Raw genomic sequence first — 19829 nt, 5'->3', positions numbered from 1 at the left:
CAACCAGCCGGCACAGCTGCGCGAATCAGTGAGGTGGTCGTAGACATGGATGCGGATACGCTGCACGATGCCGACGTGCCGGCGACGCGCTACAACCCGTACACGGGTGCGCCGGTGACCCCCGGAGCGTCCGATCCGTTACCCGCCGCCGCGGCCCTCGGCCTGGAACCGCCGCGCTACTGCGTGCAGTGCGCGCGGCGCATGGTCGTCCAGGTGAGCCCGGACGGCTGGTGGGCGAGCTGTTCCCGGCACGGGCGGATCGATTCGAAGAGCTCGGAACGCTGATGACCGTCCGGAGCGCCGCCGCACGAGCGAGCGGGCGGGACGAGTTGCGCGTCGCCGTCCGGGTGGTCGTGGCCGTCCTGCTCGTGGGCGCCGTGGCCGGGGTCGCCTGGGGTCTGCTCGCGCCGCCGGAGAAGGTGCTGGTCGTCGACCCGAAGCACGGGATCCCGCTGACCGGCGAGAGCGCGCACCGCTTCGACGCCATGGCGATCTTCGTGTCCTTCGCGGCGGCCGCGGGACTGCTCTCCGCGGTCGGCGCGTGGCGGCTGGCCCGCCGCAGTCGCGGCCCACTGCTCGAGGCGGCCGTGCTGATCGGCTCGCTGGCCGGTACCGCGATCATGGTGTGGGCCGGTGAACACGTCGCGCGGCTGCTGCATCCGCGGCCCGCCGACCCCGCGCTGCGCAGCCTGGTCGACATGGCGCCCACCGTCGAGGGGGCCAGCGGGCAGCTGTTCGGCATGACCGTGCCGATCCTGCACGCCGGACCGGCGCTGGTGGTGCAGCCGCTGATCGCCTCCCTGGCCGTCCTGATCCTGGCCGCCCTCAGCACGTCGGAGGATCTGCACACCGGGCGCGGCGCGGCCGTGCCCGGCGAGCCGCCGTATCTCTCGGACATCAGCTACGGCCCGTACCGGACGGCGAGCACGCAGCCCGGCCGGCCGGTCGACAGCACCGACCCACGCCCGTAACGTCGACATCGGATCCTTCCGTGCCGGTCGGCGCCGGCTCACCCGTTCGTGGTCGAGGAGGAGGTGATCGACGTGGTCGACGATGTCGAGAAGCGATGGCACGACCCCGGCATGTTCCGCCGGGTGGTGACCTACGCGAGCACGGTGGTGGTGATCGCGGCGCTGGTGCTGATCGCCGTCCAGATCTGGGCCGGCCGGCGGGAGGCCTGCGCGAGCGCGGCGACCTACTGCGACACCGCTTCGCGCGCGGCGATTCTCGGTGGTCCGGGCCTGGTGCTGCTGATCGGCACGCTCGGGGCGTTCGTGACCACCTATCGGGTATGGCGGGAGCGCCGGACCTGGCCGATCTGGCAGGGGGCGGGCTGGTTCCTGCTCGTGCTGACCCTGGCGTATCTGGCGATCGGAAGCAGTGTCTTCGCGTCCTGACCGCGAAGTGTGTGATCGCGGCGAGCGGGTACGTCTCGCACTGTGGTACTGGGACTTTCGGGGGCGATCCGCGGCTGCCTGTTCGACATGGACGGTGTGCTGACCCGGACCGCCGATGTGCATACAGCGGCATGGCAACAGATGTTCGACGAATTCCTGCGGGACTGGTCGGCCCGGCACGACACGGACTTCCGCGCCTTCGATCCGGTGGCGGACTACAACGACTACGTGGACGGGAAACCGCGGCTCGACGGCGCCCGCGCCTTCCTCACCGCGCGCGGCATCGATCTGCCCGACGGGGACACGGACGATCCGCCGGGGACGTGGACCGTCCACGGCCTGAGCAATCGCAAGAACGACCTGGTCCTCGCGAAACTGGACAAGGACGGCGTGGCCGTCTACGACGGATCGGTGCGCTACCTGCGCGCGGTCCGCGACGCCGGACTGAAATGCGCGGTGGTCTCCTCCAGCGAGCACACCCGGCAGGTGCTCGACGCCGCCGGCATCACCGAACTGTTCGACGCCCGCGTCGACGGCACGACCGCCGCGCACGATCACCTGCCCGGTAAACCGGCGCCCGACATGTTCCTGGCCGGGGCCGCCGCGGTGCACCTCCCGGCCGCCGCCTGCGCGGTGTTCGAGGACGCCACCGCCGGCGTCGAGGCCGGGCACACGGGCGGATTCGGGCTGGTGGTCGGGGTCGACCGGGTCGGCCACGCCGATGCGCTGCGCGCGCACGGCGCCGACGTCGTGGTGTCCGATCTCGCCGAACTGCTGGACCGCCGATGATCACGCATCCGTCGTTCGATGTGCGCCCCTGGGCGGTGCACGAGAGCACGCTGAATCCGGACGCGCTGGCCCGCACCGAATCCCTGTTCGCGCTGTCCAACGGGCACATCGGGGTGCGCGGCAACCTGGACGAGGGTGAGCCGCACGGCATTCCGGGCACCTACCTGAATTCGGTGCACGAGTTGCGGCCGCTGCCGTACGCCGAGGCCGGCTACGGCTATCCCGAATCCGGCGAGACGATCGTCAACGTCACCAACGGCAAACTGATCCGCCTGCTCGTCGACGACGAACCGCTGGACATCCGGTACGGCGTCCTGCGCACCCACGAACGGACCCTCGACCTGCGGGCCGGCACGCTGACCCGGCAACTGGAATGGTGTTCGCCGGCCGGCAACGCGGTGCGGGTGCGCTCGCAGCGGCTCGTGTCGTTCACCCAGCGCGCGATCATGGCGATCCGCTACGAGGTGGAACCGCTGGACACGACGCTGCGGCTGGTCATCCAGTCGGAATTGGTCGCCAACGAGCCGCTGCCCGGTGGCGGTGGCGACCCGCGGACCGCCGCCGTCCTGGAATCGCCGCTGCTGCTCGAGGAGAACGCGAGCGCCCCCGACGGCGCGGTGCTGGTGCACGTCACCAAGGGCAGCCACCTTCGGGTGGGCGCGGGGATGCGGCACGAGGTGACCGGGCCCGGCGACGTGCATGTGGAGACCGACGGCGGCGGCGATGTCGCCCGCGTCACCGTGACCGCCCGGGTCGCGCCGGGCGAGCGCCTCACCCTGGTGAAATACGTCGGCTACGGCTGGTCGGCCCGGCGATCCCGGCCCGCGGTGCACGACCAGGTGGTCGGGGCGCTCAGCGCGGCCGCCACCACCGGCTGGGACGGGCTGCTGGCAGAACAGCGCGAATACCTGGACGAGTTCTGGTCGGGCGCCGACGTCGAGGTGGAGGGCGACGCCGAGGTACAGCAGGCGGTGCGGTTCGCGCTGTTCCACGTGCTGCAGGCCGGTGCGCGCGGCGAATGCCGGCCGATCCCGGCCAAGGGCCTGACCGGGCCCGGGTACGACGGGCACACCTTCTGGGACAGTGAGATGTTCGTGCTGCCGGTACTCACCTACACCTCCCCGGCCGCGGCCGCCGACGTGCTGCGCTGGCGGCACCGCACGCTGCCGCTCGCGCAGCGGCGCGCGGCCCAGCTCGGCCGCCAGGGCGCGGCGTTCCCGTGGCGCACCATCGCCGGCCGGGAATGCTCCGCGTACTGGCCCGCCGGCACCGCGGCCTTCCACATCAACGCCGACATCGCCCACGCGGTGGTGCGGTATCTGGAGGCCACCGGCGATCGAGAGTTCGAGCGGGAGACCGGATTTCCGCTGCTCGTCGCGACGGCGCGGCTGTGGCGCGATCTCGGCCACCACGACGTCCGGGGCCGGTTCCGCATCGACGGGGTGACCGGGCCGGACGAGTACAGCGCGGTGGCCGACAACAACGTGTACACGAATCTCCTTGCGCGACAGAACCTGAACGCGGCGGCGGAGCTGGCGGTGCGGCATCCGGACCGCGCCCGGGACCTGGACGTGAGCGTCGAGGAGGTGGCGCAGTGGCGGGATGCCGCCGCGGCCATGTACATCCCGTTCGACGAGCGGCTCGGGGTGCATCCGGCGAACGAGGGCTTCACCGACCACGCCGTGTGGGACTTCGCGGCCACCGGCGCCGAGGATTATCCACTGCTGCTGCACTATCCGTACTTCGAGCTGTATCGCAAACAGGTCGTCAAACAGGCCGACCTGGTCCTGGCGATGCACGCCTGCCCCGACGCGTTCACCCCCGAGCAGAAGGTCCGCAACTTCGCCTACTACGAGGCGCTGACCGTGCGTGATTCGTCGCTGTCGGCGTGCACCCAGGCGGTTCTCGCCGCCGAGGTGGGACAGCTGGAACTGGCCTACGACTATCTCGGCGAGGCCGCGCTGATGGACCTGAACGACCTCGAGCACAACACCCGGGACGGCGTGCACATCGCCTCGCTCGCCGGGACGTGGGTGGCGCTGGTCTCCGGGCTCGGCGGGATGCGGGTGCGGTCCGGGCAGCTGAGCTTCGCCCCCCGGCTGCCGTCGGACCTCACCCGGCTGTGCCTGCGGCTACGTTTCCTCGACCGCCGGCTCGAGGTGGACATCCGGGCGGAGGAGGCCACCTATCGGCTGCTCGACGGCGAGCCCCTGACCGTCGTCCACCACGGCACGACGCTACGGCTCGGCGCGGATCCGCTCACCCGGCCCATCCCGGCGATGAAGGCCGGGCCGCGACCGCAACAGCCACCCGGTCGCGCGCCCGCCCGTCGCGGGGCCGGCGACTGACGGCGGTGAGCGGGCCGCCCGCTCACTCGGTTTCGCGGGCGGCCTCGTACTCGGACTCGAAGGTTTTCTCGCGGCGGCTCTCCCGGATCCTCCACACGATCAGCGCCACGACCACGATGACCGCCACGCCGATGGCCAGATCCCGGCCGACGGTCTTCGCGACCGCCTGATAAGAGGCCCCGGCCACATATCCGAGCACCACGAACGCCGTGCCCCACACCACACCGCCGAAGGCGTTGAAGGACACGAATTTCCGATACGGCATCTTCGAGGCCCCGACCAGCGCCGGCATCACGGCCCGGAAGAACGCGGTGAAGCGTCCCAGGAACACCGCCCAGCCGCCGCGCCGGGCCAGGAAATCCTGCGCCTGGTCCAGCCGCCCGCGATGCCGATCGAGCATCGAGGAGTTGAGGATTCGCGATCCGAGATGTTTGCCCACCTCGTATCCGACGCTGTCGCCGACGATCGCCGCAACCACCACCAGCACGATCATGGCCCACAGTTCCACATGGCCCTGGCTCGCGGCGACGCCGCCCAGCACCGCCGCGGTCTCACCCGGGATCACGAACCCGACGAAGATCGCGTCCTCGGCGAACACCAGCAGGGTGACGACCAGGTAGACCCAGACCGGCGGAATATCGAGGATCCGATGCAGCAGCGACTCCATGCAGGTCACGGTACCCGGTTTCACGGCGGTCGCGCCGGGCCGAGCGGGTGCCGGGACCGTGGCCGCACCGGAAAATCGGTGGTCACCGGGCCCTCGCCGCCGCTACCGTGAAGCGGCAGCCACGATCACCGGAGGAGGAGGTGCGGCAATGATCGAGAGGCCCCGCCGGGACCAGCCCGGCGATGCCCAGCCCCCGGAGCGCGCCGATCTCGCGGCCTGGCGCCGCCGCCACGCCCTCCGCCGTTCCAGCGCCGCCCAGCCCGTCCCCAGCGGCCGCCGCTATCGCCGCATCACCAAACACCGTAAGCGCGAACAGGATTCGTAGCGAAGGTGGCTGTTACCGTTGCCGGGACGAGTATTCCGGGATCGCCGATGGTGTTCGCCCGGCCTCCGGCGCCCGGACACCTGTGACCGGGGGCATCAGGACAGTGCTGGAACTATTCTCGTTGAGCCGCTTGGGGATTCGGATGCCAAGGGCTCGCCGATCGTATGCCCGCTGGTGGCCCGCGCTGCTTGTCGGCCGCCTCCCCGTCATGCCCGTGGCCGGATCGTGCGGGGTGCCGAGAGTCGTTGCAGTCGATCGTCTTACGTGCGGGGGCGCAGCGCGGCGAATTCGTCGGTGACACGGAGTTCGGAGTCGGTGAAGCGGTAGAGCGCGGCGGGGCGGCCGCCGGCCTTGCCGGGGGGTGCGGTGGCGCCGGTGGGGGTGATCACCGTGCGGCGGCTCAGGACTCGTTGCAGATTGGTCGTGTCGACCTCGTAACCCAGTGCGGCGCAGTAGATCTCGCGGAGGGTGGACATCGTGAAGCGCGGCGGGGCCAGGGCGAAGGCGATGTTGGTGTAGGACAGCTTCGCGGCCAGGCGGGTGCGGGCGTATTCGACGACGGTGCCGTGATCGAAGGACATGTGCGGTAGCGCCGAGACCGGATGCCAGCGGGTGTCCGAGGGGAGCTGGGGGTCGGCGGTCAGGGGGATCAGGCCGAGGTACGTGGACGCGATGCGCCGGTCGCCGGGGACCCGGTGCGGATCGCTGAACAGCGACAGTTGCTCGAGGTGCATCAGCTGCTGGACGTCGACCTTCTCGGCCAGCTGGCGGCGTGCGGACGTGTCGAGATCCTCGTTGTCGCGCAAGCGGCCACCCGGAAGTGACCAGGTGCCGACCTGCGGGTCCATCGCGCGCTGCCACAGCAGAACGCCCAGTTCGGTGTGTTCGCTCCCGGGATGCCGCCGGGTTGCCGGGCCGGAGTTCGATATGTCCTCTTGACCTGCGGGAATGATGTCCGGGAAGCGACGAACCTGGAACACGGCGGTGAGCGATTCGTGAATGGTGCTACTATGGGACACGTTTTCGATTGTAAGTCGAAAACCGGCCGGAGGCGAATCGGCGAAGTTGCCGCTCCGGTCGCGCGCATAGGAGAGGGAGCCAGAGATGGCGACGATGACGCTTGCGGAGCACGTGGTGGACGGCCCCGGGGGGTACACGGGGATCGATGCGACCCCGGAATGGGCGCAGGAGGTCCGGCGACTGGCGGCCGCACGCAACGCGACAATTCTCGCGCACAACTACCAACTGCCCGAGATCCAGGACATCGCCGATCACGTCGGCGATTCGCTCGCGCTGTCCCGGATCGCGGCGGCGGCGCCGGAGCGCACGATCGTGTTCTGCGGTGTGCACTTCATGGCCGAGACGGCCAAGATCCTCAGCCCGGACAAGACCGTGCTGATCCCCGACCAGCGCGCGGGTTGCTCGCTGGCCGACTCGATCAGCGCCGACGAACTGCGCGACTGGAAGGCCGAGCACCCGGACGCGGTCGTGGTGTCCTACGTGAACACCACCGCCGCGGTGAAGGCGCTCACCGACATCTGCTGCACGTCCTCGAACGCCGTCGACGTGGTGGCCTCGATCGACCCCGATCGCGAGGTGCTGTTCCTGCCGGACCAGTTCCTCGGCGCGCACGTCAAGCGGGTCACCGGCCGGCAGAACATGCACATCTGGGCCGGGGAGTGCCATGTGCACGCCGGCATCAACGGCGACGAGCTGACCGCGCAGGCCCGCAGCCACCCGGACGCGGAACTGTTCGTGCATCCCGAATGTGGTTGCGCCACTTCGGCGTTGTACCTCGCGGGGGAGGGCGCCTTCCCGGCCGACCGGGTGCACATCCTGTCCACCGGCGGCATGGTCGACGCGGCGAAGGCGGCCACGTCGAACCAGGTGCTGGTCGCCACCGAGATCGGCATGCTGCATCAGCTGCGCCGCGCGGCACCCGGGATCGACTTCCAGCCGGTCAACGACCGCGCCTCCTGCCGGTACATGAAGATGATCACCCCGGCGGCGCTGCTGCGCTGCCTGGCCGACAATCGCGACGAGGTGCAGGTCGATCCGGACGTGGCCGCCGCGGGCCGGGCGTCGGTGCAGCGCATGATCGCCATCGGCAACTCCGGTGGCGGCGAATAGCACGGCAGTGCTGGATATTTCGGAGACTGTCGTGAAGTTCGAACGTTTCGGCGGTACAGGAGGTGGTCGGCCGTGACCACACCGGATGTTTCCTGGGAGGCCCGGGCGGACCTGGTCGTGGTCGGCGGCGGGGTCGCGGGTCTGACCGCGGCCCGCGCGGCGGCCCGGCGCGGACTGCGGGTGCTGGCCCTCAGCAAGGGTGGCCCCACCGACACCGCCACCCAGTACGCGCAGGGCGGCATCGCCGTCGTCGCGCCACAGGGTGATTCGGTGGAATCCCATGTGCAGGACACGATCGCCGCGGGCGCCGGTCTGTGCGACGCGGACGCGGTGCGTTCCATCGTCGCGGGCGGTCAGGAGGCGGTCGCGGCGCTGACCGATCTCGGGGCGGTCTTCGACCGGGCCCGCGACGGGCAGATCTCGCGGACCCGGGAGGGCGGCCACAGCACCCGGCGGATCATCCACGCCGGCGGCGACGCCACCGGCGCGGAGGTGCAGCGGGTGCTCAACGCGGCCGGGCTGCCGGTGCTGTTCGGCACCGCCGTCGCCGAGATCGTCACCGGCCCGGACGGTGTGCAGGGCGTGGTCGCGGTGTCCGACAGCGGTTTCGGGGTCGTGCACGCGCCCGCCGTGCTGCTGGCCACCGGCGGTCTGGGCCAGCTCTACGCGTGCAGCACGAATCCGCCGGGCGCCACCGCGGACGGGATCGCGCTCGCGCTGCGCGCCGGGGCGGCGGTCGCCGACCTGGAATTCCTGCAGTTCCATCCGACGGTGCTGTTCACACCCGGCGGGCTGGGCCGGCGGCCACTGATCAGCGAGGCGGTGCGCGGCGAGGGCGCGGTGCTGGTCGATCCGGAGGGCCGGTCCGTCACCGCGGGCGTGCACCCCCGGGGCGATCTGGCGCCGCGGGACGTGGTGTCGAAGGCCATCGCCGCGCGTATGCAGGCGCTTCGTGTTGATCACGTGTACCTCGACGCGCGTTCGATTTCCGGTTTCGCGCAACGGTTCCCGACCATCACCGCCAGTTGCCGGGCCGCCGGGATCGATCCGGTCACCGATCCGATCCCGGTCGCGCCCGCCGCGCACTACCAGTGCGGCGGCGTCGTCACCGACACCGCCGGTCGCACCGCGGTGCCGGGTCTGTACGCGGTCGGCGAGGTCGCGCGGACCGGCCTGCACGGCGGCAACCGCCTGGCCTCCAACAGCCTGCTCGAGGGTCTGGTGGTCGGCGCCCGCGCCGGCATCATGGCCACCGAGCGGCGCGGGGTTCCGGCCCGGGTGACCAGCGTCGGGCAGCTGGACTTTCCGGCCGCCGACCGGAAACTGTTGCAGGAGTTGATGTCCGACAACGCGGGCGTCGTGCGCACCGGCGACGGCCTGCGCGCGGCGATCCTGCGGCTGCTGCAACTGCAATCCGCACCGGCCCCGGAAGACGCGGCCCTGCAACCGGTCTCGGCCCTGGAGACGGCGGCGCTGACCCTCACCGCCCGCGCGCTGCTGGTGGCCGCCACCGCCCGCACCGAGAGCCGCGGTTGCCACACCCGCGCCGATCAACCCGAGTCGCGGCCCGACCTGGCCCGCAGTCTCCCGATCCGCCTCGGCCCCGACGGCCGGCCCCAGCTGATCGGGGACAACCCGGCCCGCACCGGGCCCGTCCCGATCGTCCCCCAAGCGTCGTGAACATCGCGATGACCGGTCGGCGCGCGGCCGAGGTCGGCGATAGTGCCGGTAAGACCGGACCTGTACGGCCAGCCATGCGGATGCCTTCGACGGGTGGGGTTCGCGGAGTTGCGGATGCGCGTGTCCGTGCCCACGGGACCGAGTGCTCGGTGCTACCCGGGCAGGCCGGGTGACCTGCGCCGCAGTCGCCACCGCGCCGGTCGTCGTGAAGGTCGCGGTGCTCGGGCGACCCGAGGCGCGGCCGGCGAATATGCCAATGAAGCCGCCGGGCCCCCGTCCGGGCGCCGGTGCGGGACGGCAGGCGATCCGGTGTACGGGGCCGACCCGACCGAGGACCTCTCGGCCTGTCGGGGGCGGACGCGTGCTGCGACCGTGCGGGAACGTGCGCGGCGGTCGGCGTACCCTCCTGGCCGGATGCCGGATGCCGGATGCCGGATGCCGGATGCCGGATGCCGGATGCCGGATGCCGGATGCCGGATGCCGGATGCCGGATGCCGGATGCCGGAACATGCAAGTAGCCGGTGCCGGAGTGCGCGAGTGACTTTGTGGCGCAGCAGGTTCCGGTCGGAGACCGGCGCGACAGCTGTCGCCGGGCGCGGATGACGCGCTCGGCTCGAGATCGACGACAGGAGTGGAGCGATGGCTCTGGACGAAGGATTGGATCAGGACGAGGTGCTGGCGCTGATCCGCACCGCGCTCGACGAGGATCTGCGCTACGGGCCCGATATCACCACGGCGGCAACGGTTCCCGCCGAGGCGACGGTGAAGGCAGCGGTGGTGTCGCGGCAGCCGGGCACGGTGGCGGGCCTGGATGTGGGGCTGCTGGTGCTGGACGAGGTGCTCGGGGCGGACGGATACCAGGTGCTGGACCGGGTGCCAGACGGCACCCGGGTACGACCCGGTGACGCCGTGCTGACCCTGTCGGCGTCCACGCGTGGGCTGCTGACCGCGGAGCGCACCATGCTGAATCTGGTGTGTCACCTGTCCGGTATCGCCACCGCGACCTCCGCCTGGGTGGACGCGGTGGCCGGTACCGAGTGCCGGGTCCGCGACAGCCGCAAGACGCTGCCGGGGCTGCGCGCGTTGCAGAAGTACGCGGTGCGGATCGGTGGCGGCGTCAATCACCGGATGGGACTCGGTGACGCCGCGCTGATCAAGGACAATCACGTCGCTGCGGCCGGTTCGGTGGTGGCGGCGTTGCGCGCGGTCCGCGCGGCGGCCCCCGGCGTGCCGTGCGAAATCGAGGTGGACAGCCTCGAACAGCTCGATGAAGTACTCGGTGAGGACGTGGAACTCGTTCTGCTGGACAACTTTCCGCTGTGGGCCACCCAGGCGGCGGTGCAGCGGCGCAACACTCGCGCGCCGGGCACGAAACTGGAGTCCTCCGGCGGCCTGACGCTCGACGTGGCGGGAGATTACGCCCGCACCGGGGTCGACTATCTCGCCGTGGGCGCGCTCACCCATTCGGTGCGGGTACTGGATCTGGGCCTGGACATCTAGTCCGGTCCGGGGCTTCGTGGACGGCCCAGAACTTCGAGAACGGCCGCGACTTCGGGGGCGGCCCGGGACATCGGGAACGGCCCGGGACTTTGGGTGACGGTCCGGATCTTTGGGTAACGGCCTGGGACTTCAGGGACGGCGCGGGACATCGGGAACGGCCCGGGACTTTGGGTGACGGTCCGGAACTTTGGGGACGGTCCGGAACTTTGGGGACGGTCTGCGACTTCGGGGACGGCCCGGGACTTCGGGAACGGCCCGGGAACGGTCCGGGACTTCGGGAACGGTCTGCGACTTCGGGAACGGCTCGAGACATCGGGGACGACCCAGGACGGGTCGGCCTCGACGGCCGATTTCGCGCGGGCCGGTGGGCCGACTTCGCTACCGGCCCAACGGCTCTCGGCCGGTGCCCGGCGAACCGCCGAGCCGGCCCCACCGGCAGACCCGCGCCGGTCTACAGCCCGAATTCGGCCGGGGTGAGGCGCAGGACGCGGCAGCACTCCCGCAGGGCCGCGACCCCGCGGACCCCGACGTCTCCGCCCGGCGCGGCGATCTCGCGGCCGACCCGGACGGCGGCGCGGGCGGCCACCGGCTGCGCGGAGGCCTTCGCGACCTCCTGGTAGACGTACGCGCGGCCGAAGGCCGGATCGAGGACCAGGCGATGCCAGTTGTCCTCGAACAGGTTTCGCAGCTCACGTGGTGGAAAGTGGTGCAGCACAGGGGCGGTGCCGAGGCGGTCGGCGACGCGGCTGCGCTGGTCCGGATCGCCGACGCCGTCGGCGCTGCTCACGAGTGCGCACACGCCCAGGACCGCATCGCGAAACGAGTTGTCCTGCATCAGGTTCGAGGCCTGAGCGGGTGATATGTCCGGATCTGTCCCGGCGTCCTCTGTCGGCATCACATGCCCCCAAACGGCTTGTCGATGGGTTGTGTACCCCGCACGAACCCGACCGAAACGATCAATAGCGTGACGCTAACAGACCGATGTCATTCCCGCGCGGTGAGTTTCCGCTCCAGCGGGGTCCGGAATCGGGGGATCGCACGCACCGATCCGAACCATTCGGCAACCCGATCCGCCTCCGCCGAGATCGCCGCGCGAGCGTCGGCGCCGACGTCCTCCAGGAGCTGCCAGGCGATCTCGCCGTCGGCGCGCTGCGCCCAGCCGCCGACCACCCGGCCGTCCCACCAGACCGTCGGGCCGGCATTACCGTTGGTGTCGAACAGTTCTCGTTCGTGCGGCCCCAGGAACCAGCCGCGGGCCTGCCAGCCCATGACGGTCGGATCCAGCGCCGGCAGCAGCGCCGCCCACGGCTCGGGCGCCGGGGTGGGATCGAGATCGTCGGCCAGCGCCACACCGGTCACGCCGTCCAGGTCGACCTCGGCGATATCCAGGCGCGCCAACGCCTTCCGCGTCTCGCCGAGGCTCCAGCCGGACCACCACTTCAGATCCGCGACCGGGGCCGGGCCGAAGGCGCGCAGCCACTGCCGGGCCAGTTCCGCGCGGGCCTGCCCGACCGGCGGTGGCGACATGCCTTCGGGCAGCCAGGATTCGACCGGCGCCCAGGTGTATCGGCTGGATGTCCAGCCGCCGCTCGGCCGGCCCCGCACGATGCGGCCCTCGACCCCGAGGATGAGCAGCACCCACGTGGTGATGTTGGTGGGCTTCGAGTAACTCTTGCCCGGCGCGGTGTCCACCTGCAGGCGCAGCCGCGGCAGGGCGGCGCCCAACTCGGCGCCGGTGGCCGCGCCGCGGCGCAGCAACTCCGCGTGCGTCTCCTCGGCCACCTCGTGCAGCCAGGCGTCCACATCACCCTCGATCGCCTGCGCGATGTACCGGCCGTAGGTGCGGCGCTGTTTGAGCGCGAGTTCGTCGGCCACCGCCGCCTGCAGCATCGGCACCGACTCGACCGGTGCGACGAACATCGTGCGGCGCATCGCCAGCAGGCGCAGCAGTGCGCGGTCCTCGTAGAGAACGCGTTCCACGTCGGCCGGGGTGAGGCCGCGGCTGCGCGCGCTCACCGACAGATACACCGTCGCCGGATCGGTGGCGTGCAACGCCACCATCGAACGGGTGATGTCCGCCGCATCGTCGACCCGCGCCGCGGCCGCCAGGCGATGCCGCACCCCGAGCCGGGCCCGGCGTTCCGCCACATTCATCGAACGCATGAGCGAACCCTACCGTTATGCCCGGCACGGCGGCGCATCGGATCGGTGACCCGGGTCACGTCCGGGTATCGCGGTGATCTCGTCCGCATTGCACGTCCGTCCCGAATATTTCCCATAGATCTCGCTCCGGCGTCGGACACGGCCGCCCGGCCCGCTACACTCGTCCCGAAGCGTGGGCGACCGCGCACAGTAAGTCACGAATCACGGAGAAATTCGGAGTAGTGCCATCGAAACCGGTCAAGTGATCGCAGGGCATTACCGCCTGGTCGAGCGGATTGGTAGCGGCGGCACAGGCGTGGTCTGGCGTGCCGTCGACGAGCGTCTCGAGCGATCGGTGGCGATCAAGCAGATCCTCACCCAGCCGAGCCTGCCGCCGGGGGAGAAGGACATCGTGCGGCAGCGGGCCTCGCGCGAGGCCCGCAACGCGGCGCGGTTCCAGCACCCGAACGCCATCGTCGTGTTCGACATCACCGACCATGAGGGCGACCCCTGCCTGATCATGGAGTACCTGCCGTCGCAGAGCCTCGCGGTGGTGCTGTCCGCGCAGGGCACGCTGCCGCTGCCGCAGGTCGCGCGGATCGGTGAGCAGGTCGCCTCGGCGCTGGTCGCCGCGCATCGGGCGAGCATCGTGCACCGCGACATCAAGCCCGGCAACGTGCTGCTCGGCGACAACGGCACGGTGAAGATCACCGACTTCGGCATCTCCAAGGCCAAGGGCGATGTGACGCTCACCGCCACCGGGCTGATCTCCGGCACCGCCGCCTATCTGGCGCCGGAGGTCGCGCGCGGCGCCGACCCCACCCCCGCGGCGGACGTGTTCGCCCTCGGCGCAACGCTTTTCCACTCGCTGGAGGGGCAGCCGCCGTACGGCACCAACCCGAATCCGCTGGCGCTGCTGTACGCGGCGGCCAATGGTCAACTACAGCAGCCGCGCAACGCCGGGCCGCTCACCGATCTGCTGCTGTCGCTGTTGTCGTTCGAGCCGGAGGACCGGCCGAGCATGACCGATGTGCGCGACGAGCTCGCCGAATTCGCGGATTTCGCCACCGACGAGTCGAATCGGATGCTGGCGACGCATCGGCCCGCCGGGCGCCGTCCGGCCACCCACACCCTGGACCGCCGCGCGGCCCAGGCCGACATCTCCACCGCGGAGATGATGGCCACGGCCGCGACGATCTCCGAGCCGGAGATGATGCCGGTGCGGCCCGCCGCGGCGCACTATCCGACCCGATCCAATCCGGTGTCCGCGCCGATCGAGCTCGAGCCGAACCGCCGCAAGCCGCTGCTGTTCGCCGGCGGGTTCGCGGTCGGGCTGTTGATCGTGGCCGGTGTGCTGTTCGCGATGTTCAACAGCTCGGGCTCGAATTCGAATGCGGCGCAATCGCCTTCGGTGAGCGCCAGTACGTCGGCGAAGGCGGGGGCCGCGACCACGACTGCGGCGCCGGTGGGGCAGACCAAGAGCTCCGGCAGGCAGATCGACCAGAACGACGCGGTGAACGTGGTGGACCAGGGCTTCTTCGGCGCGATCCTCGACACCCGGTACTCCGACGCGTGGAGCGTGCTGACCCCGGCCGCGCAACAGGTCTACGGCAGCCAGTCGGCCTTCCAGCAGTACTGGGCCAAGAACACCATCCAGGGCTACAACACCATCGACGTGGCCAACACCAGCAGCACCGACGGTTCCGTCGACATCCGGGTGGCCAGCGTCACCTACGGCAGCCAGTCGAAGTCGATGACGTTCCACGTCATCGACTCGGGCGGCCACCTGCTCATCGACAGCGACACCAAGTAGCCCCGAAGCGGCGGACCGGGGTCCGCCGCCTCGCCGGCTTAGTCGCGCGGGCGCAGGTTGCCCGAGATCCCGGTCGGCCGGACGGCGATGGCCACCCGCTGCTCGGCGTCCGGCGGGACAACGGGTCCGCCGCCGTAGCGCTCCGACAGCTTGCTGTACAGCGCCGCCGTCGGATCCGGATCGATGTGGTCGATCGTGCCGCGCAGTTCGAGGTAGCGGTACGGATTGTCCGGATCGAAGATCGAGATGGACACCCGCGGTTCCCGGGCGAGGTTGCGGAACTTCTGCCGAGCGTTGGTGTGCGTGAACCAGACGAACTCGCCGTCCCAGACGAACCACATGGGGTTCACCTGGGGTGAGCCGTCGGGCCGGGTCGTGCCCAGGCTCGCGTAGATCGGCCGTTCCAGCAGATCGCGCACTTGCTCAGGAATTTCGGTCACGGGTGCCTCCACGAGGGGTAGTCGTTGCTTGCCGCGAGGATCAACAGCCGCGGGCCGCGGTTCATGCCCGGGTCGGGCGGCGAAAATTGGCTGGCGCGCACCCGATAGTCTGGTATCGGTCCGAGGCCTCCGGCCTTCCGTGTGATGACCAGCACAGACAAGGATTCCGCACCGTTATGACATCCCGCATCGAGCTCGCCCGCGTCGATCTGCGCGGTCGCACTCCCACCACCGCCGAGCTGCGTACCGCGCTGCCGCGTGGGGGAGTCGACGTCGACTCGGTGCTGCATCATGTGCGGCCGGTCGTGGAGGCGATCCGCGACCGGGGCGTCGAGGCGGCGCAGGAGTTCAGCGTGACATTCGACGGCGTGGCCCCGGCCGCGATCCGGGTGCCGGCCGCCGAGCTGGAGCGCGCGCTGGCCGAGCTGGATCCGGCGGTGCGCGCGGCCCTGGAGGTCGCCATCGCCCGCACCCGGGTCGTGCACGCCGACCAGCGGCGCGTCGACACCACCACCGAGGTGGTGCCCGGCGGCACGGTCACCGAGCGCTGGGTGCCGGTGGAGCGGGTGGGCCTGTACGTGCCCGGCGGCAACGCCGTCTACCCGTCCTCGGTCGTGATGAACGTGGTGCCCGCGCAGGCCGCCGGGGTCGAATCGCTGGTGGTGGCCTCGCCGCCGCAGGCGCAGTTCGGCGGGCTGCCGCATCCGACCATCCTGGCCGCCGCGCATCTGCTCGGCGTCGAGGAGGTGTGGGCCGTCGGCGGCGCGCAGGCCGTGGCGCTGCTGTCCTACGGCGGCACCGACACCACCGGCGCGGCGCTGCTGCCGGTCGACATGATCACCGGTCCGGGCAATATCTACGTCACCGCCGCCAAGCGGCTGTGCCGGGGGCTGGTCGGTATCGACGCCGAGGCCGGGCCCACCGAGATCGCGATCCTCGCCGACGGCGGCGCCGATCCGATCCATGTGGCCGCCGATCTGATCAGCCAGGCCGAGCACGACGTGCTGGCGGCCAGTGTGCTGGTCACCGACAGCGTGGCGCTCGCCGACGCCGTCGACGCGGCGCTCACCGCGCAGCTCGCGGTGGTGAAACACCGGGAGCGCGTCACCTCCGCGCTGACCGGCGCGCAGTCCGGCGTCGTCCTCGTCGACGACATCGACCAGGGGCTGCGGGTGGTCAACGCCTACGCCGCCGAGCATCTGGAGATCCAGACCGCCGACGCGGCGGCGGTGGCGGGCCGGGTGCGCAGCGCGGGCGCGGTGTTCGTCGGCGCCTGGTCGCCGGTCAGCCTCGGCGACTACTGCGCCGGCTCCAACCATGTCCTGCCCACCGCCGGCTGCGCCCGGCACTCCTCGGGCCTGAGCGTGCAGACCTTCCTGCGCGGCATCCACGTCGTCGAGTACAGCGAGGCGGCGTTGAAGGACGTCGCGGGCCATGTGGTCGCGCTGGCGAACGCCGAGGATCTGCCCGCGCACGGACAGGCCGTCCGGGCGCGCTTCGAGGCACTGCGATGACGCCGCAACCCGGCGCGAGACGAGGAACGACGAGACGATGACGAAGACCGTGAACGTGCCCGGCGGCGCGATCTCGCTGGACGATCTGCCGCTGCGGGACAATCTGCGCGGCAAGAGTCCGTACGGCGCACCGCAATTGACGGTGCCGGTGCAGCTGAACACCAACGAGAACCCGCATCCGCCCACCCGGGGCCTGATCGACGATGTGGCCGAGGCGATCCGGGCCGCCGCCACCGATCTGCACCGGTACCCCGATCGCGACGCGGTCGCGCTGCGCACCGATCTGGCCGAGTACCTGACCCGGCAGACCGGGGTCGCCCTCGACGTGTCGAATGTGTGGGCCGCCAACGGATCCAACGAGATTCTCCAGCAACTGCTGCAGGCCTTCGGCGGATCGGGCCGCAGCGCCATGGGTTTCGTGCCCTCGTACTCGATGCACCCGATCATCTCCGAGAGCGTCGACACCGAATGGGTGGAGGCCAAGCGCCACGGCGACTTCTCGCTGGACATCGAACACGCGCTGGCCTGCATCGGCGAACGCCGGCCCGACGTGGTGTTCGTGACCAGCCCGAACAACCCCACGGGACACAGCATTCCGCAGGCCGAGCTGGTCCGGATCCTGGACGCGGCGCCGGGCATCGTGGTGGTCGACGAGGCGTACGCCGAATTCTCCTCGGCCCCCAGCGCGGTCGGGCTGATCGACCGGTATCCCACGAAACTCGTGGTGTCCCGGACCATGTCGAAGGCGTTCGCCTTTGCCGGCGGGCGGCTCGGCTATCTGGCCGCGGCCCCGGCGGTGATCGACGCGATGCTGCTGGTGCGACTGCCCTATCACCTGTCGGTGGTCACGCAGGCCGCCGCGCGCGCCGCGCTGCGGCACGCCGGCGAGACCCTGGCCAGTGTCGCGGAACTGGCGGCGGAACGGGAACGGGTGGCGGCGGCGTTGCGCGACAACGGTTTCGAGGTCGCACCGAGCGACGCCAACTTCCTGCTGTTCGGCCGGTTCGGCGATGCCGCGGCCGCCTGGCGGCACTATCTCGACGAGGGCGTGCTGATCCGCGACGTGGGCATCCCGGCGTATCTCCGGGTGACCATCGGCCTCGCCGCCGAGAACGACGAATTCCTGCGCGTCAGCGCGACATTGGCGGCCACCGAGCTGGTGGGCCGATGAGCGCGCCGCGCACCGCCCGGGTGGAGCGGACCACCAAGGAATCCACCATCGTCGTGGAGCTGAACCTCGACGGCTCCGGCCGCACCGAGATCAGTACGGGCGTACCGTTCTACGATCACATGCTCACCGCGCTGGGCGCGCACGCCGGATTCGACCTGACCGTGCGCGCCGAGGGCGATATCGAGATCGAGGCCCATCACACGGTCGAGGACACCGCGATCGTGTTCGGCCAGGCGCTGGGCACCGCGCTCGGCGACAAGAGGGGCATCCGCCGCTTCGGCGACGCCTACATCCCGATGGACGAGACGCTGGCCCACGCCGCGGTCGACGTCTCCGGGCGGCCCTACTGCGTGCACACCGGCGAGCCGGATCACTTGCTGCACACCGTGATTCCCGGTTCGCCGGTGGCGAGCCGATCCGGCGCCGCGGGCGCGCCGTATTCGACGGTGCTCAATCGGCACGTGTTCGAGTCGATCGCCCTCAACGCCCGCATCGCGCTGCACGTGCGGGTGCTGTACGGCCGCGACCAGCACCACATCACTGAGGCGGAGTTCAAGGCCGTCGCCCGGGCCCTGCGCGCCGCCGTCGAACTGGACCCGCGGGTGACCGGCGTACCGTCGACGAAGGGAACGTTGTGAGCAGCCCCCGAATCACGTTGCTGGACTACGGTTCCGGCAACCTGCACTCGGCCCACCGCGCGCTGGTCCGCGCGGGCGCCGACGTCACCGTCACCGCCGATCCGGAGACGGCGCTCGAGGCCGACGGCCTGGTGGTGCCCGGCGTCGGCGCGTACGCGGCCTGCATGTCGGGCCTGCTGTCGGTGCGCGGCGAGCGGATCATCGGCAAGCGTCTCGCCGGCGGCCGGCCGGTGCTGGGCATCTGCGTCGGCATGCAGATCCTGTTCGATCGCGGCGTCGAATTCGGCGTCGAGACCGAGGGCTGCGCGGAATGGCCGGGCGTGGTGGAACGGCTGCACGCCCCGGTGCTGCCGCACATGGGCTGGAACACGATCGAGGCTCCCGCGGACAGCGTGCTGTTCGCGGGCATGGATCCCGATACCCGGTTCTACTTCGTGCATTCCTATGCCGCGCAGAGCTGGGAGTGGGAGGACAACGGCACGCTCGCGCCGGCGAAACTCACCTGGTGCGACTACGGCGGCCGCTTCCTCGCCGCCGTCGAGAACGGCCCGCTGTCGGCCACCCAGTTCCACCCCGAGAAATCCGGTGACGCGGGGGCGCGACTGCTGCGCAACTGGGTGGGCTCGCTGTAGACCCGGTCGGCGCGGTGCCGCCGTGCGCTGACCACAGCCGGGTACGGCGCGATACCGCAGGGGCGTCACGCGGTGCCATCGGGATGGCAGGCGCTATGGCCGGGATGTCACGCCGGGTGTCGCCGGGGTGGCACGCGGCGCGGGATGCCACGCGCTGTCGGCCGCGGGGTGCCGCCGGACCGGTTCACTCGGAGTTCTGGAGATCACTGACGAGCCAGTCGTCGCCCACTCGGTTCAGGGTGAGGGCGAAAGCCCAGACGCCGCTGCGTGGTTCGCGGCCGGTCTCGTCGGTGATCACGGTCTGGTTCACCACGAGCCGGGCGGACTGCCGGTCGCCGTCCGGGGCGGCGGGGGCGCACTCCACCACGGTGCCGTCCGAATGCGCGTGCAGGCCCACGAGTTTCGTGCGCAGCGTCGGCAGGGCGTCGCGGAAGTTGTCGTGGAATCCGCCCGTGGTCCGGTCCAGCACCCGCTGGAAGTACGACTCGATGCCGGTGTAGTCGTAGTTGGTGACCTCGCGGCCGAAGTCGCAGGCGGCGGTCCGGGCCGCGTCGGGATCCGCCACCGCGGTGGCGGGCGCGACGAGACCGGCGGCCGCCGCCATCAGTAGCGCGGCCGGAAGCATGGCTCGATGCACGATGCC

At 70.9% G+C, this 19829-nt stretch carries 20 protein-coding genes; 14 read left to right on the top strand and 6 right to left on the bottom strand.

Features of this window, described 5'->3' with window-relative positions; all coding sequences use genetic code 11:
* Window positions 1-45 precede the first annotated feature (45 nt).
* The 5 genes from bsaP (at window position 46) to NRB56_RS04955 (ending at window position 4534) form a co-directional block, all read left to right on the top strand.
* Entirely contained in the window at window positions 46-285 is a 240-nt protein-coding gene (gene bsaP, locus NRB56_RS04975) for a biotin synthase auxiliary protein BsaP (protein WP_153339291.1), read from the top strand.
* A complete protein-coding gene (locus NRB56_RS04970) occupies window positions 285-971 on the top strand; it encodes a DUF2567 domain-containing protein (protein ID WP_153339290.1) in 687 nt (228 codons plus the stop codon). The genes bsaP and NRB56_RS04970 overlap by 1 nt, the downstream gene beginning before the upstream one ends.
* 63 nt (window positions 972-1034) lie before the next feature.
* Window positions 1035-1397 (top strand): hypothetical protein, encoded by a 363-nt coding sequence (locus NRB56_RS04965; RefSeq protein ID WP_319942570.1) that lies wholly within the window; start codon window positions 1035-1037, stop codon window positions 1395-1397.
* Between the two features lie 42 nt (window positions 1398-1439).
* A complete protein-coding gene (locus NRB56_RS04960) occupies window positions 1440-2186 on the top strand; it encodes an HAD family hydrolase (protein WP_319942569.1) in 747 nt (248 codons plus the stop codon).
* The gene (locus NRB56_RS04955) at window positions 2183-4534 is read left to right on the top strand and encodes a glycoside hydrolase family 65 protein (RefSeq protein WP_153339289.1); all 2352 of its coding nucleotides are present in this window, start codon (window positions 2183-2185) and stop codon (window positions 4532-4534) included. Before NRB56_RS04960 ends, NRB56_RS04955 begins: the two co-directional genes overlap by 4 nt.
* A gap of 22 nt (window positions 4535-4556) precedes the next feature.
* Here the strand turns inward: NRB56_RS04955 and NRB56_RS04950 are convergent, their stop codons facing one another.
* On the bottom strand, window positions 4557-5201 hold the full coding sequence (locus NRB56_RS04950; RefSeq protein ID WP_153339288.1) for a DedA family protein: 645 nt from the start codon (window positions 5199-5201) through the stop codon (window positions 4557-4559).
* A gap of 148 nt (window positions 5202-5349) precedes the next feature.
* On the opposite strand from NRB56_RS04950, the gene NRB56_RS38220 reads away from it, so the two are divergent.
* The gene (locus tag NRB56_RS38220; RefSeq protein WP_194290727.1) at window positions 5350-5526 is read left to right on the top strand and encodes a hypothetical protein; all 177 of its coding nucleotides are present in this window, start codon (window positions 5350-5352) and stop codon (window positions 5524-5526) included.
* A gap of 260 nt (window positions 5527-5786) precedes the next feature.
* Here the strand turns inward: NRB56_RS38220 and NRB56_RS04945 are convergent, their stop codons facing one another.
* Window positions 5787-6545, bottom strand: coding sequence for an NUDIX hydrolase (locus NRB56_RS04945; RefSeq protein WP_319942568.1), 759 nt, complete (start codon window positions 6543-6545; stop codon window positions 5787-5789).
* An 85-nt stretch (window positions 6546-6630) separates the two neighbouring features.
* Here NRB56_RS04945 and nadA point away from each other — a divergent pair, with 85 nt between their 5' ends.
* From nadA to nadC, 3 genes are all read left to right on the top strand, one after another.
* Complete coding sequence (gene nadA, locus NRB56_RS04940) at window positions 6631-7656, top strand: quinolinate synthase NadA (protein WP_194290726.1); 1026 nt, start codon at window positions 6631-6633, stop codon at window positions 7654-7656.
* Window positions 7657-7728: 72 nt separating this feature from the next.
* The gene (locus tag NRB56_RS04935; RefSeq protein WP_319942567.1) at window positions 7729-9336 is read left to right on the top strand and encodes an L-aspartate oxidase; all 1608 of its coding nucleotides are present in this window, start codon (window positions 7729-7731) and stop codon (window positions 9334-9336) included.
* A gap of 639 nt (window positions 9337-9975) precedes the next feature.
* Entirely contained in the window at window positions 9976-10836 is an 861-nt protein-coding gene (gene nadC, locus NRB56_RS04930) for a carboxylating nicotinate-nucleotide diphosphorylase (RefSeq protein WP_153339287.1), read from the top strand.
* 451 nt (window positions 10837-11287) lie between these two features.
* Here nadC and NRB56_RS04925 read toward each other — a convergent pair whose 3' ends face one another.
* Both NRB56_RS04925 and NRB56_RS04920 read right to left on the bottom strand, forming a co-directional pair.
* The gene (locus tag NRB56_RS04925) at window positions 11288-11731 is read right to left on the bottom strand and encodes a tellurite resistance TerB family protein (protein WP_153339286.1); all 444 of its coding nucleotides are present in this window, start codon (window positions 11729-11731) and stop codon (window positions 11288-11290) included.
* An 89-nt stretch (window positions 11732-11820) separates the two neighbouring features.
* The gene (locus NRB56_RS04920; protein WP_153339285.1) at window positions 11821-12999 is read right to left on the bottom strand and encodes a winged helix DNA-binding domain-containing protein; all 1179 of its coding nucleotides are present in this window, start codon (window positions 12997-12999) and stop codon (window positions 11821-11823) included.
* Window positions 13000-13240: 241 nt separating this feature from the next.
* Between NRB56_RS04920 and NRB56_RS04915 the strand changes: the two genes are divergently transcribed.
* Entirely contained in the window at window positions 13241-14791 is a 1551-nt protein-coding gene (locus tag NRB56_RS04915; protein WP_319942566.1) for a serine/threonine-protein kinase, read from the top strand.
* A 38-nt stretch (window positions 14792-14829) separates the two neighbouring features.
* Here NRB56_RS04915 and NRB56_RS04910 read toward each other — a convergent pair whose 3' ends face one another.
* Entirely contained in the window at window positions 14830-15231 is a 402-nt protein-coding gene (locus NRB56_RS04910; protein ID WP_319942565.1) for a PPOX class F420-dependent oxidoreductase, read from the bottom strand.
* Between the two features lie 176 nt (window positions 15232-15407).
* Between NRB56_RS04910 and hisD the strand changes: the two genes are divergently transcribed.
* Genes hisD through hisH form a run of 4 tightly spaced genes read left to right on the top strand, consistent with a single transcriptional unit; the run spans window position 15408 to window position 19186 of the window.
* Window positions 15408-16745 carry a histidinol dehydrogenase gene (hisD, locus tag NRB56_RS04905; protein WP_153339284.1) on the top strand — a complete coding sequence of 446 codons (1338 nt, stop codon included), beginning with the start codon at window positions 15408-15410 and terminating at the stop codon, window positions 16743-16745.
* A 37-nt stretch (window positions 16746-16782) separates the two neighbouring features.
* Window positions 16783-17916: a histidinol-phosphate transaminase gene (locus NRB56_RS04900; RefSeq protein ID WP_153339283.1), complete on the top strand. Its 1134-nt coding sequence runs from the start codon at window positions 16783-16785 to the stop codon at window positions 17914-17916.
* Entirely contained in the window at window positions 17913-18554 is a 642-nt protein-coding gene (gene hisB / locus NRB56_RS04895) for an imidazoleglycerol-phosphate dehydratase HisB (protein WP_153339282.1), read from the top strand. The genes NRB56_RS04900 and hisB overlap by 4 nt, the downstream gene beginning before the upstream one ends.
* Window positions 18551-19186 (top strand): imidazole glycerol phosphate synthase subunit HisH, encoded by a 636-nt coding sequence (gene hisH, locus NRB56_RS04890; RefSeq protein ID WP_319942564.1) that lies wholly within the window; start codon window positions 18551-18553, stop codon window positions 19184-19186. Before hisB ends, hisH begins: the two co-directional genes overlap by 4 nt.
* 184 nt (window positions 19187-19370) lie before the next feature.
* On the opposite strand, the gene NRB56_RS04885 is transcribed toward hisH, so the two are convergent.
* Window positions 19371-19823: a hypothetical protein gene (locus NRB56_RS04885; RefSeq protein ID WP_153339281.1), complete on the bottom strand. Its 453-nt coding sequence runs from the start codon at window positions 19821-19823 to the stop codon at window positions 19371-19373.
* Window positions 19824-19829 lie beyond the last annotated feature (6 nt).

Source organism: Nocardia aurantia (assembly GCF_009604425.1).
Taxonomy (GTDB): domain Bacteria; phylum Actinomycetota; class Actinomycetes; order Mycobacteriales; family Mycobacteriaceae; genus Nocardia; species Nocardia aurantia.
This window is presented reverse-complemented; position numbering and strand designations above follow the sequence as displayed.